This is a genomic window from Streptomyces sp. CBMA156 (assembly GCF_014596515.1).
Lineage (GTDB): Bacteria > Actinomycetota > Actinomycetes > Streptomycetales > Streptomycetaceae > Kitasatospora.
Window position 1 is genome coordinate 1 of sequence record NZ_MSJQ01000038.1, and the last position, 12,220, is coordinate 12,220.

Genomic DNA, 12,220 nt, shown 5'->3' on the forward strand with positions numbered 1-12,220 from the left:
CCGGCCCCCCCCGGCGCAGCCCCCCCGGCCGGGGAGCCCCACGCCCGCGGCGCCGCCCGCGGCGCCGCCCAAGGCGTCCTCCGAGGTCGTCATAGCCCCATCAAACACCGGGCTCCGTCACCTGGCACACCGTCATCCGACACCCGACAATGATCCGGTGGAGATGACCCGGGAAGAGTTCGAGATGCTGGTCAGCGACGCCCTCGACCAGATCCCCCCGCAGCTCGCGGCCATGATGGACAACGTCGCGATCTTCGTCGAGGACGAACCCGACCCGAGCGATCCCGAACTCCTCGGCCTCTACGAGGGCACCCCGCTCACCGAGCGCGGCGAGTGGTACGCGGGCGTCCTGCCCGACCGCATCCTGATCTACCGCGGCCCCACCCTGCGCCACTGCGAGACCCGCGAGCAGGTGGTCGAGGAGGTCCGCACCACGGTCATCCACGAGGTCGCCCACCACTTCGGTTTCGACGACCACGAGCTGGACGAGCTCGGCTGGTCCTGACCCCGCCGGCGGCCCCGCCGCCCACTCGGCCGAAACCCGTTTTGGCGATCCGCCCTGCATCCCATATGCTTCTCGACGTCCCCGAGCGCTGGAAACAGCGGGACAGGCCGCAAGCCCTCATCGTCTAGTGGCCCAGGACGCCGCCCTTTCAAGGCGGTAGCACGGGTTCGAATCCCGTTGGGGGCACGCAGTACACGTAGTAAAGTGCAGTAACGCAAGACCTGAGTGGTTCGCCACTTCCAGGTCCCGTGGAGCAGTTGGTTAGCTCGCCACCCTGTCAAGGTGGAGGTCGCGGGTTCAAGTCCCGTCGGGATCGCTCGTCTCGCAAGAGACGGTGCAGTACGGCCAGGTAGCTCAGTTGGTACGAGCGTCCGCCTGAAAAGCGGAAGGTCGCCGGTTCGACCCCGGCCCTGGCCACAAACAGGAAGCCCCCGCAGCGAGTTCGCTGCGGGGGCTTCTTCGTGTTGCCCGGCGCCGTCGGCACGGCGGACGGGTTGCGGCCCCGCACGGCGGACGGCCGCCGGTGGGGAGGCCGTGCCCGAGTAGGATCGGCCGCCGGGCGGCGGGCTCGGTTCCGTCGAGCCCGCCGTCCGGTCCGTTCAGGACGTCCTGAGCCAGTAGTCCTTGGTGAGCTCCACCGAGCCGTCCGCCTTGTAGTAGGTGACGGTCGCCGCGTCGCTGCCGGGCTTCGCGCCGACGGCGAAGTAGCGGAACGGGGAGTCCCCGACCACGACCGGCACCGCCTCGGTGGTCCCGCCGGTCTTCCAGGCGATCACGACCTTCGTCACCTCGGAGTTGACGCCGTCGATCACCACCGGCGGTACGGCCGACGGGTGGTGGAGGCCGAGCGAGGCGCCGCCGACGGCGGCCGGGAACCCGCCGGGGGCGGAGACCGCGTGCACGGAGTCGTCGGCCTGCCGACGGCCGTCCACGGTGTAGTAGTAGTTCACCCGGTCCAGGCGCGCGTCCCAGTTGGTGTCGACGTCCTGCCGGCTGACCGGCTTCACCTCCGGGTTGGCGGCGTACCGCTCCTCCCGCAGCAGCAGGGCCTGCTTGAGGGCGTCCTGCTTGCTGGGGGCGGTCGGCCACAGCGCGGCCCAGGCCTGCCAGGTGTGGCCGCTCGCGGTGCCTTCGGCGACCTTGACCCGCACGGGCTTGAACGGGTCCCGGGCGGCGGCGGACGCGCCCGCGCCGGCCGCGGCGGCGGGGGCCGCCACCGTGGTGGCCGGGCTGGAGGCCGCCACCACCACGGTCGAGACGGCCTGCCGGCCGCGTTCGCCGATCACCGCCGCACCGCCGGCCACCCCGACGACCAGGGCCGCCGCCACCCCTGCGGTCAGCAGCCGCCGGCGCCGCAGCCGCCGCCGGCCCCCGGCGACCAGCCGGTCGTACGGGACCGCCTCGATCTCGACGCTCTCGGCCAGGTCGCCCAGCGCCCGCACGGCCGCCCGGTCCTCCCCGCTCTCGGCGCTCCCTGGCAGGAACTCGTTGCTCATCTTGCTCCTCCGATGCTCGTCAGTCCGATGAGTGAGGAGGCGCCGCGGAGCTTGGCCAGCCCCCTGGCCGCCTGGCTCTTCACCGTCCCGACCGAGCACCCCATGGCCGCCGCGGTCTGCGTCTCGGTGAGGTCCTCCCAGTACCGCAGCACCACCGCCTGGCGCTGGCGCGGCGGCAGGGTGGCGAGCGCGCCGAGCAGCACGGCCCGGTCGTCCGGGTCCACGCCGGCCGGCGCGGCCCGGTCGGGGACGGCGGTGACCGGGTACTCGACGAGCCGGCGCCGGAACTTCCTGGCGTGCTCGTTGATCACGATCCGGCGCACGTAGGCGTACGGGTCGTCGGCCGCCCGCACCCTGGTCCAGGCCGCGTACGCCCGTTCCAGCGCCTGCTGGACCAGGTCCTCGGCCCCGTGCCGGTCTCCCGCGAGCAGGTAGGCCGTCCTGAGCAGCCGCGACCACGCGCTGCCGACGAACGCCCGGAACTCCTCGTCCCTGGCGGTCTTGTGGGCTCCCATGAGCACCTCCTCACCCCCCAGAGCCCGGGACCGGCACGGACCGTTGCCCGGCGTTCGCGATTCGCCGCCGTCGGCTGTGACACTGGAGGGGCTCGAAAACCGAGGTGCGCTCCGCCGTGCCTCCTTGCGAACCTAGAGGGATGCCCGCAGTGAGTTCTCCCGCAGTCCAGTCCGCCACCGTACCCACCGAGGGGCCCGGAATCGGTGAGCTGGCCGCCCGCCTGCCCGAGCTGACCCTGCGCGACCAGGTACGGATCGGGCGCCGGCTGGAGGGGGCCCGCAGGGTCCGCAAGCCCGAGGCCCGGCAGAAGGTCGCCGACGAGATCGCCGCCGACATCGAACGCGCCGAGCTGCTGGTCGAGCAGCGCCGCGGCGCCGTTCCGGCCATCAGCTATCCCGCCGAGCTGCCGGTCAGCCAGAAGAAGGACGAGATCCTGGCGGCGATCCGGGACCACCAGGTGGTGATCGTCGCGGGCGAGACCGGCTCCGGCAAGACCACCCAGATCCCGAAGATCTGCCTGGAGCTGGGCCGCGGCGTGCGCGGCCTGGTCGGCCACACCCAGCCGCGCCGGATCGCCGCCCGCACGGTGGCCGAGCGGGTCGCGGAGGAGCTGGACAGCCCGCTCGGCGAGGCGGTCGGCTGGAAGGTCAGGTTCACCGACCAGGTCGGCCGGGACACCCTGGTCAAGCTGATGACGGACGGCATCCTGCTGGCGGAGATCCAGACCGACCGCGATCTGCACCAGTACGACACCCTGATCATCGACGAGGCGCACGAGCGCAGCCTCAACATCGACTTCATCCTCGGCTACCTCAAGCAGCTGCTCCCCCGCCGCCCCGACCTCAAGGTCGTGATCACCTCCGCGACCATCGACCCGGAGCGCTTCGCCCGGCACTTCGGCGACGCCCCGATCGTCGAGGTCTCCGGCCGCACCTACCCGGTCGAGGTCCGCTACCGGCCGGTGGTCGACGAGGCCGACGACGACGAGGACGCGACCGATGCCGACCGCGACCGCGACCAGGTCCAGGCGATCTGCGACGCCGCCGAGGAGCTCCAGGCCGAGGGCCCGGGCGACATCCTGGTCTTCCTCTCCGGCGAACGCGAGATCCGCGACACCGCCGACGCCCTCGGCAAGCTCAAGCTGAAGAACACCGAGATCCTGCCGCTGTACGCCCGGCTCAGCTCGGCCGAGCAGCACAAGGTCTTCCAGCGCTCGCGCAGCCGCCGGATCGTGCTGGCCACCAACGTGGCCGAGACCTCGCTGACCGTCCCCGGCATCAAGTACGTGATCGACCCGGGCACCGCCCGGATCTCCCGCTACAGCCACCGCACCAAGGTGCAGCGGCTGCCGATCGAGGCGATCAGCCAGGCCAGCGCCAACCAGCGCAAGGGCCGCTGCGGCCGCACCTCGGACGGCATCTGCATCCGGCTCTACTCGGAGGAGGACTTCCTCTCCCGCCCCGAGTTCACCGACGCCGAGATCCTGCGCACCAACCTGGCCTCGGTGATCCTCCAGATGACCGCGGCCGGCCTCGGCGACATCGCCGCCTTCCCGTTCCTGGACCCGCCGGACTCGCGCAACATCAAGGACGGCGTCCACCTGCTGCACGAGCTGGGCGCGCTGGACCCGGAGGAGAAGGACCCGCGCAAGCGACTGACCCAGCTCGGCCGCAAGCTCGCCCAGCTCCCGGTGGACCCGCGGATGGCCCGCATGGTGCTGGAGGCCGACCGCAACGGCTGCGTCCGCGACGTCATGGTGATCGCCGCCGCGCTCTCCATCCAGGACCCGCGCGAGCGCCCGGCCGAGAAGCGCCAGGCCGCCGACGAGCGGCACCGCCGGTTCAACTCGGAGACCTCCGACTTCCTCGCCTACCTGTCGATGTGGCGCTACGTCCGGGAGCAGCAGCGGGAGCTCTCCTCCTCGGCGTTCCGCCGGATGTGCAAGGCCGAGTTCCTCAACTACCTGCGGATACGGGAGTGGCAGGACATCTACGTCCAGCTGCGCACCGTCGCCAAGCAGCTGGGCGTCACGGTCGAGGAGGATCCCACCCGGACCGACGGTCACGAAGGGGAGCCGGACGCCGACCGGATCCACCAGTCGCTGCTGGCCGGCCTGCTCTCCCACATCGGCCTGTTCGACGTGGAGAAGCGCGAGTACGGCGGCGCGCGCGGCGCCCGCTTCGCGGTCTTCCCCGGCTCGGGCCTGTTCAAGAAGCCGCCGCGCTGGGTGATGTCGGCCGAGCTGGTGGAGACCTCCCGGCTCTGGGCGCGGATCAACGCCAAGATCGAGCCGGAGTGGGTCGAGCCGCTGGCCGGCCACCTGATCAAGCGCAGCTACAGCGAGCCGCACTGGGAGAAGAAGGCCGGCGCGGTGCTGGCGTACGAGAAGGTGACCCTCTACGGGATGCCGGTCGTCGCCCAGCGCAAGGTCAACTACGGGAAGATCGACCAGGAGCTCTGCCGCGAGCTGTTCATCCGCAACGCGCTGGTCGAGGGCGACTGGGAGACCCACCACAGGTTCTTCGCGGAGAACCGCAAGCTGCTCGGCGAGGTCGAGGAGCTGGAGAACCGGGCCCGCCGCCGGGACATCATGGTGGACGACCAGACCCTGTTCGACTTCTACGACGCCCGGCTGCCCGAAGAGGTCGTCTCCACCCGGCACTTCGACTCCTGGTGGAAGAAGGCCAGGCACGAGCAGCCCGACCTGCTGAACTTCGAGAAGTCGATGCTGATCAACGACGCCGCGGGCGGCGTCACCGAGGCCGACTACCCGGACCACTGGCAGCAGGGCAAGCTCCGCTTCACGCTGACCTACCAGTTCGAGCCGGGCAGCGACGCGGACGGCGTGACGGTGCACATCCCGCTGCCGGTGCTCAACCAGGTCACCGCGGAGGGCTTCGACTGGCAGATCCCCGGCCTGCGGGAGGAACTGGTCACCGCGTACATCAAGTCGCTGCCGAAGGCGATCCGGCGCAACTTCGTCCCCGCGCCAGACTTCGCCAAGGCGGCGCTGCGCGCGGTGAAGGACCGCCAGGAGCCGCTGCTCCCGGCCCTGGAGCACGCCCTGAAGCGCCTGACGGCCGTCACCGTGCCGCCGGAGGCCTGGGACGACGAACGGGTGCCCGACCACCTCAGGGTGACCTTCCGGGTGGTGGACGGGCGCCGCAAGCTCGCCGAGTCCAAGGACCTGGAGGAGCTGCGGCTGAAGCTCAAGCCCAAGCTCAAGGAGACGCTCTCCTCGGCCGCCTCGGGCCAGGGCATCGAGCAGAGCGGGCTGACCGCCTGGCCGGCCTCGCTGCCGGTGCTCCAGCGCACCTTCGAGCAGCGCTCGCGCGGCCACGCGATGCGCGCCTACCCGGCCCTGGTGGACGAGGGCCAGTCGGTCGGCGTCAAGCTGTTCGACACCCCGCAGGCGCAGGCGCAGTCGATGTGGGAGGGGACGCGCCGGCTGCTGACGCTGACCACCACCTCCCCGGCCAAGTCGATCCAGGGCCGGCTGGGCAACCAGGCGAAGCTGGCGCTCTCGCACAGCCCGCACGGCTCGATCGGCGCCCTGTTCGAGGACGTCGTGGCGGCCGCCACGGACCGGCTGATGACCCTGGCCGGCGGCCCGGCCTGGGACGAGGCGGCGTTCGGCAAGCTGCACGACAAGGTGCGCGCCGACCTGTACGACCTGTCCGCGGACACCACGCTGAAGACGGCCACCTCGCTGATCGCCTTCCACAAGGCCTCGACCCGGCTGAAGTCGGTGAGCAGCCCGGTGCTGCTGAACGCGGTGAACGACGTCCGGCTGCACCTGGCCTCGCTGGTGTACCCGGGCTTCGTGACCGCCACCGGCTGGCAGCGGCTGCCGGACCTCAAGCGCTACCTGCTGGCGGTGGACCGCCGCCTGGAGGCGCTGCCCAACCATCCGCAGCGGGACGCCCAGCACCTGCTGAAGGTGCAGCAGGTGCAGCAGGCGTACGGGGAGCTGCTGGCGGCGGTGCCGGCCGGGCACCAGCCGTCCGCGGAGGTGCGGGCGATCCGCTGGATGATCGAGGAGCTGCGGGTCAGCTTCTTCGCCCAGTCGCTGGGCACACCGAGCCCGGTCTCGGAGAAGCGGATCATGAAGGCGATGGAGGCGGCGCGGGCGACGCTCTGACCCGGGCGCCCCTCCCCCGCCCGGTGTGTGGCCGTGTGAGCTGCGGTGGGCCTTCGGGAGCCGGTTCGACCTGAGGGCCCACCATGGGCTAGAGTCTGTCTTGTTCGCAGCGCGGCAAGCGAGTGAACGAGATCAGAAAACTCTGGTCCCGTGGAGCAGTTGGTTAGCTCGCCACCCTGTCAAGGTGGAGGTCGCGGGTTCAAGTCCCGTCGGGATCGCCGCAACGCGAGAGGCCCGGAACCGTCAGGTTCCGGGCCTCTCGCTTTTGACCGTTCGGCCCTTTACCCCGACTAGGTCTAGACCACAAGCGACGGGCCGCGTGACGGTCGTCACGCGGGCCCCCTCGGTGCACCCCTCCCGAGGACCCCTTCAGAACCACGTTAATTTAATATGTAAAATTGTACAGGTATTCACTGTAAATCCCCCCCGCCCCACTCGCATCAAATCGTTATCCGGAGTTCAACATTCCGACCACTCGGCCGACCCGAACGCCTCCGGTGAGCGCGACAACGGGTCCGGTGGCGGGCACGACAAAGGGGCCGCTTACCGGACCCGGCGGAGTCCGGTAAGCGGCCCCTTTAAAGAGCCTTCGGCCTATCAGGCCTCAGTGCGCTGAGCGGGAATCCCGGCCAGCAGAGCGCGCACCTCCGCCTCACGGTAACGGCGGTGACCGCCGAGCGTGCGAATCGACGTCAGCTTGCCTGCCTTGGCCCAGCGAGTGACCGTCTTCGGGTCCACGCGGAACATGGTGGCAACCTCTGCCGGCGTCAGCAGCGGCTCAGCATCAGGGGTACGAGCGGTCATGAGCGGCCTCCTCGGGAGAACCGAACCAGGGCGGTTCTATCCTTCAAATTCTGCACCTTGGCCCGCGATGCCCGAAATGGCATAGACGGGCCGAGTCGGTTATAGGACGAACGGCTTGTCCTGGTGTCTACAACTACACCATCCGTCCAGCCCTATCGACCAAACCGCCAAAATTGACCCCTCACGGGTTCAAGGCCGACGGATGGCGATGGACCACCCCATAGCGGACAGTCACGCTGTGATGACATCCGGTTACAGGGGGACCAGACCCTCCGTTTCCCCGCAAAGCACGCATCGACTCCAGAACCACCCAAAAGTGGGCACGCTCACGTGAAGTTGGGCTGGTTGTCCCATTTTTGCACATAGGGGTAAGTTCGCGTCAACGGTGAGTAGTGTCACGTTCGACAGGTATTGACCCGAACCGGGACCTTGGTCATCGGACCCGCGGTCCTTAGGACTCTTACAGTCATACACGCGCGGTCGGACGTCAGTTCGCGTGCCGCAGCGCGAGCACCCGGCGCCACCGCACCGTCAGCTCCCCGTACATCCGCAGCGCCTCGGCGGTGTCCCCCGCCCGCAGCGCGCGCAGCCCCTCCTCCAGCTCCCCCGCCGAACGGTCCGCCAGCAACCGCTCCGGGCCCAGCAGATGCACCAGACCCCCGTAGTCCAGTTCCACCAGCGAGCGCGGATGGAACTCCTCCAGCCACCGCCCGATCCGCTCCGCCCCCTGCACCAGCTCCCCGTCCGGCACCGCCTCGCGCAGGGCCCGGAAGGCCCGCGCCACCCGGCGGCGCGCCTGCGCCATCGGCACCAGGTAGAACAGCGCCGCCGGCCGCCCCGCCCTGTCCTCTGCCCCGCTCCGCCCGTCCCCTTCCTGCCCGTCCCCTCCCCGCCCGGCCGGCGGCCCCGCGCCGCCGTCCGGCACGAAGCAGCGGTCCTCGTCCCCGAACGGCAGGAACCAGCGCACCGGCACCTCCCACCGGCTGGTCAGGATCCACGGCCTGGCGTCCGGGTGCCCGGCCCGCCAGCGCTCCCGGTCCGCCTCGGCTGCCGCCCGGGTCACCGGCGGCAGCGCGGTGTCCAGCAGCGCCGCCGGCGCCCCGGTCCGCAGCTCCTCCAGCGCCTGCCAGCTGCGCAGCCTGGTCGCCCACGGGCAGACGTACAGTACGCCGTCCACCACCCGCAGGAACGCCCGTCCGCTCTCCCGCTCGGGCAGCGCCCGCGGCGTGCGGGCGGCAAGCCCGGCGAGCGCCTCGCGCTGCTGCTCCAGCACCGCCGCGGCCACCGGCAGGACCGGCTCCGCCGCGTCGGGGCCGTGTTCCGCCGCGTAGGCCTGCCAGTGCGCCCGCTCGGCCTCCGGATAGGCGGCCAGCGGCTCGTAGACCCGCAGGTGGGCGGCGTAGGGCGGCTGTACGGAAGTACGTACGACGGTCACGTCCTGCATGGTCGCACGCGGCGCGCGGCCCCGGGAGAGCGCGCCCCCGAACCGTTCGCGCCCGCATCGCCGACCACGTTCCGTCTCACCCCTCGGACGAACGGCGGCAGGTCGGACAAGACGGCCGATACGCGACGGGCACCCGACTACGCTTCGCCCTAGGCGCCCGCACCACAGCAGCGGGCCTTCGATACTGGAGTCACCACAGTGACCGACGTACAGACCCCCGCCACGCACTCCGCACCCGGCGTGCTCAGCAGGATCTTCCGTACCGAACAGGACGGCGCCCCCGGCGACGGTCACGAGCAGGTCGTCCTCTGCCACGACCGCAGCTCGGGCCTGAAGGCGATCATCGCCATCCACTCCACCGCCCTCGGCCCGGCCCTCGGCGGCACCCGCTTCTTCCCGTACGCCTCCGAGGAGGCGGCGCTGGAGGACGCGCTGAACCTGTCCCGCGGCATGTCCTACAAGAACGCGCTGGCCGGGCTGGACCTCGGCGGCGGCAAGGCCGTCATCATCGGCGACCCCAACAAGGACAAGAACGAGGCGATGCTCCGGGCCTACGGCCGCTTCGTCGAGTCCCTGCGCGGCCGCTACATCACCGCCTGCGACGTGGGCACCTACGTCCAGGACATGGACGTCATCGCCCGCGAGACCGGGTTCGTGACCGGCCGCTCGCCCGAGCACGGCGGCGCCGGCGACTCCTCGATCCTGACCGCCTTCGGCGTCTTCCAGGGCATGCGCGCCACCGCCCAGGCCCGCTGGGGCCAGCCGACCCTGCGCGGCCGGCGGGTCGGCGTCGCGGGCGTCGGCAAGGTCGGCCACTACCTGGTCGGCCACCTGGTCGCGGACGGCGCCACCGTCGTCGTCACCGACCCCTTCGAGACCGCGGTCAACCGCGTGCGCGCGGCCCACCCGGAGGTGGAGGTGGTCGCCGACACCGCCGCCCTGCTCCAGGCCAAGCTGGACGTCTACGCCCCCTGCGCCCTCGGCGGCGCGCTGACCGACGACGTGGTCGCCGCGCTGGGCGAGTCCGGCACCTCGATCGTCTGCGGCGCGGCCAACAACCAGCTGGCCCACGCGGGCGTGGAGAAGGACCTGGCCGACCGCGGCATCCTCTACGCCCCCGACTACCTGGTGAACTCCGGCGGCGTCATCCAGGTCGCCGACGAGATCGACGGCTTCAACTTCGAGCGGGCCAAGAACAAGGCCACCCGGATCTTCGACACCACCCTGGAGATCTTCACCCGGGCCGCTGCCGACGGCGTCCCGCCGGCGGTCGCCGCCGACCGCCTGGCCGAGAAGCGGATGCGCGAGATCAGCGCCCTGCGCACGGTGCTGCTGCCGGGCGCCCGCCGCGCCTGATCCGGCCCGGACCCGGCCCCGTGGCGCGCGGGGGGCCTTCCCAGCGGCCCCCCGCGCATCACGATGTGGAACCGGATTCTCACTTCTCCGCCCGAACGGGTGATCCGAGGTCCCCCCAGGGGGGATAATCAGTCCTGGAACGACGGACCTCAGACACCTCCGGACAGCGTGAAAACCGCCGCAAAACCTCCCTTGACCTGGAAAGACCCGGTCTCGGGTGCAGTCGGTGCGCGCCACGTCACACCGACGACGTACCGTCCAGCGGCGGAAACAGGTACCGTTAATGCTCCAAGGGACGGCTTCTCCCATTCGGGCAGGCCGGTCCTGATCATGAACACGTGTCAGACTCGGGGCCGTGAGCCCCATCGTTGAGGGGGTCGACCCATGGGGCGCGGCCGGGCCAAGGCCAAGCAGACGAAGGTCGCCCGCGAGCTGAAGTACAACAGCGGCGGGTTCGACGCTAACCGTCTGTCCAACGAGCTGGGCGTATCGCCGTCCACCTCTCCGATCGAGCCGGAGCCGATCGAAGAGGAGGAGGACGACGACCCGTACGCGGAGTACGCCGCCCGCTACGCCGACCTCGACGACGAGGACGACAACGAGCCGGGTGCCGGGGCCTCGCAGGCCTCCCGCCGCTCGTAACAGCAGCTCCACCGGACCGGTCCGGGCGCCCAGGGCGCCGGGCCGGTCTTCGGCGTTCCCCCGGACCGTCCGTGGACCGTCCCGTCCGGCGTCCCCGCCGGGTGGGGCCCGTGGGACACGGGAAGGGCCCCTCCGGCACGCCGGAGGGGCCCTCTCACCGCCGGGTCCGGGTCAGACCGCCCGGAAGCCCTCGTAGGCGTTGTAGAGGGCCGCGCCGCCCTCGTGCCCGTCGGTGCGCTCGACGATGTCACCGAGCAGCCAGGACTCCACGCCGCGGTCCTCCAGGATCGACAGCACGACGTCCACCGAGTGCGGCGGGACGACCGCGACCATGCCGACGCCCATGTTCAGCGTCTTCTCGATCTCCAGGGTGGCCACGTCGCCGACCTCGGCGACGGTCCGGAAGACCGGCAGCGGGGTCCAGGTGCCGCGGTCCAGGCGGGCGTGCAGGCCGTCCGGGATGACCCGGGCCAGGTTGGCCGCCAGGCCGCCGCCGGTGACGTGCGAGAAGGCGTGGACCTCGGTGGCGCGGGTGAGCGCCAGGCAGTCCAGCGAGTAGATCCGGGTCGGCTCCAGCAGCTCCTCGCCGAGGGTGCGGCCGAACTCCTCGACCTTGCGGTCGAGCTTCCAGCCGGCCTGGTTCAGCAGCACGTGGCGGACCAGCGAGTAGCCGTTGGAGTGCAGGCCGGAGGCGGCCATCGCGATCACCACGTCGCCGGCCCTGACCCGGTCGGCGCCGAGCAGCGCGTCGGCCTCCACCACGCCGGTGCCGGCGCCGGCCACGTCGTACTCGTCCGGGCCGAGCAGGCCCGGGTGCTCGGCGGTCTCGCCGCCGACCAGGGCGCAGCCGGCCAGGGCGCAGCCCTCGGCGATGCCCTTGACGATCGCGGCGACCCGCTCGGGGACGACCTTGCCGACGCAGATGTAGTCGGTCATGAACAGCGGCTCGGCACCGCACACCACCAGGTCGTCGACGACCATGCCGACGAGGTCGTGGCCGATGGTGTCGTGCTTGTCCATGGCGGCCGCGATGGCCACCTTGGTCCCCACGCCGTCGGTGGCCGAGGCCAGCAGCGGCCGCTCGTAGTTCTTGAAGGCGGACGCGTCGAAGAGGCCGGCGAAGCCGCCGAGACCGCCGACCACCTCGGGGCGGCTCGCCTTCTTCACCCACTGCTTCATGAGCTCGACGGCGCGGTCGCCCGCCTCGATGTCGACACCGGCGGCGGCGTAGGTGGCGCCGTTCTGGTTGCTGGTCACTGCGTGCGGCCCTTTCGGGTCAGGTGGGGGTGGTTCTTCGGAACAGCAGGGGGTGGAAC

Annotated in this window: 9 protein-coding genes and 4 tRNA genes; 8 read left to right on the plus strand and 5 right to left on the minus strand. The window is 71.1% G+C overall.

Going from position 1 to position 12,220, the window contains the following annotated elements; translation table 11 throughout:
• Positions 1 to 163: 163 nt before the first annotated feature.
• The 4 genes from BU198_RS02620 to BU198_RS02635 all read left to right on the plus strand — a co-directional run bounded on the left by BU198_RS02620 (position 164) and on the right by BU198_RS02635 (position 922).
• Positions 164 to 505 (plus strand): metallopeptidase family protein, encoded by a 342-nt coding sequence (locus BU198_RS02620; RefSeq protein WP_188295177.1) that lies wholly within the window; start codon positions 164 to 166, stop codon positions 503 to 505.
• Positions 506 to 618: 113 nt separating this feature from the next.
• Positions 619 to 691, plus strand: a tRNA-Glu gene (locus BU198_RS02625).
• A 56-nt stretch (positions 692 to 747) separates the two neighbouring features.
• Positions 748 to 821, plus strand: a tRNA-Asp gene (locus BU198_RS02630).
• Positions 822 to 848: 27 nt separating this feature from the next.
• A tRNA-Phe gene (locus tag BU198_RS02635) sits at positions 849 to 922 on the plus strand.
• A 182-nt stretch (positions 923 to 1,104) separates the two neighbouring features.
• Here BU198_RS02635 and BU198_RS02640 read toward each other — a convergent pair.
• Positions 1,105 to 2,001, minus strand: a complete 897-nt coding sequence (locus tag BU198_RS02640; RefSeq protein ID WP_188295178.1) for a hypothetical protein — start codon at positions 1,999 to 2,001, stop codon at positions 1,105 to 1,107.
• Positions 1,998 to 2,516 (minus strand): SigE family RNA polymerase sigma factor, encoded by a 519-nt coding sequence (locus tag BU198_RS02645; protein ID WP_188295179.1) that lies wholly within the window; start codon positions 2,514 to 2,516, stop codon positions 1,998 to 2,000. The genes BU198_RS02640 and BU198_RS02645 overlap by 4 nt, the downstream gene beginning before the upstream one ends.
• A 140-nt stretch (positions 2,517 to 2,656) precedes the next feature.
• Here BU198_RS02645 and hrpA point away from each other — a divergent pair, with 140 nt between their 5' ends.
• Both hrpA and BU198_RS02655 read left to right on the plus strand, forming a co-directional pair.
• The gene (gene hrpA / locus BU198_RS02650) at positions 2,657 to 6,658 is read left to right on the plus strand and encodes an ATP-dependent RNA helicase HrpA (protein WP_188295180.1); all 4,002 of its coding nucleotides are present in this window, start codon (positions 2,657 to 2,659) and stop codon (positions 6,656 to 6,658) included.
• A gap of 144 nt (positions 6,659 to 6,802) precedes the next feature.
• A tRNA-Asp gene (locus tag BU198_RS02655) sits at positions 6,803 to 6,876 on the plus strand.
• A 379-nt stretch (positions 6,877 to 7,255) separates the two neighbouring features.
• Here BU198_RS02655 and bldC read toward each other — a convergent pair.
• Together bldC and BU198_RS02665 are read right to left on the minus strand one after the other, a co-directional pair.
• Positions 7,256 to 7,462: a developmental transcriptional regulator BldC gene (gene bldC, locus BU198_RS02660; RefSeq protein WP_014137253.1), complete on the minus strand. Its 207-nt coding sequence runs from the start codon at positions 7,460 to 7,462 to the stop codon at positions 7,256 to 7,258.
• 487 nt (positions 7,463 to 7,949) lie between these two features.
• The gene (locus BU198_RS02665) at positions 7,950 to 8,906 is read right to left on the minus strand and encodes a hypothetical protein (RefSeq protein WP_188295181.1); all 957 of its coding nucleotides are present in this window, start codon (positions 8,904 to 8,906) and stop codon (positions 7,950 to 7,952) included.
• A 198-nt stretch (positions 8,907 to 9,104) separates the two neighbouring features.
• Between BU198_RS02665 and BU198_RS02670 the strand changes: the two genes are divergently transcribed.
• Positions 9,105 to 10,262 carry a Glu/Leu/Phe/Val dehydrogenase gene (locus tag BU198_RS02670; protein WP_188295182.1) on the plus strand — a complete coding sequence of 386 codons (1,158 nt, stop codon included), beginning with the start codon at positions 9,105 to 9,107 and terminating at the stop codon, positions 10,260 to 10,262.
• A 384-nt stretch (positions 10,263 to 10,646) separates the two neighbouring features.
• Complete coding sequence (locus BU198_RS02675; protein ID WP_188295183.1) at positions 10,647 to 10,904, plus strand: DUF3073 domain-containing protein; 258 nt, start codon at positions 10,647 to 10,649, stop codon at positions 10,902 to 10,904.
• Between the two features lie 171 nt (positions 10,905 to 11,075).
• Here BU198_RS02675 and purM read toward each other — a convergent pair whose 3' ends face one another.
• A complete protein-coding gene (purM, locus tag BU198_RS02680) occupies positions 11,076 to 12,161 on the minus strand; it encodes a phosphoribosylformylglycinamidine cyclo-ligase (protein ID WP_188295184.1) in 1,086 nt (361 codons plus the stop codon).
• Positions 12,162 to 12,220: the final 59 nt, after the last annotated feature.

Coding starts and splice junctions, on each gene's coding strand:
- BU198_RS02620 (WP_188295177.1), top strand. CDS start 164: ATGACCCGGGAAGAGTTCGAGATGCTGGTCAGCGACGCCCTCGACCAG.
- BU198_RS02640 (WP_188295178.1), bottom strand. CDS start 2,001: ATGAGCAACGAGTTCCTGCCAGGGAGCGCCGAGAGCGGGGAGGACCGG.
- BU198_RS02645 (WP_188295179.1), bottom strand. CDS start 2,516: ATGGGAGCCCACAAGACCGCCAGGGACGAGGAGTTCCGGGCGTTCGTC.
- hrpA (WP_188295180.1), top strand. CDS start 2,657: ATGCCCGCAGTGAGTTCTCCCGCAGTCCAGTCCGCCACCGTACCCACC.
- bldC (WP_014137253.1), bottom strand. CDS start 7,462: ATGACCGCTCGTACCCCTGATGCTGAGCCGCTGCTGACGCCGGCAGAG.
- BU198_RS02665 (WP_188295181.1), bottom strand. CDS start 8,906: ATGCAGGACGTGACCGTCGTACGTACTTCCGTACAGCCGCCCTACGCC.
- BU198_RS02675 (WP_188295183.1), top strand. CDS start 10,647: ATGGGGCGCGGCCGGGCCAAGGCCAAGCAGACGAAGGTCGCCCGCGAG.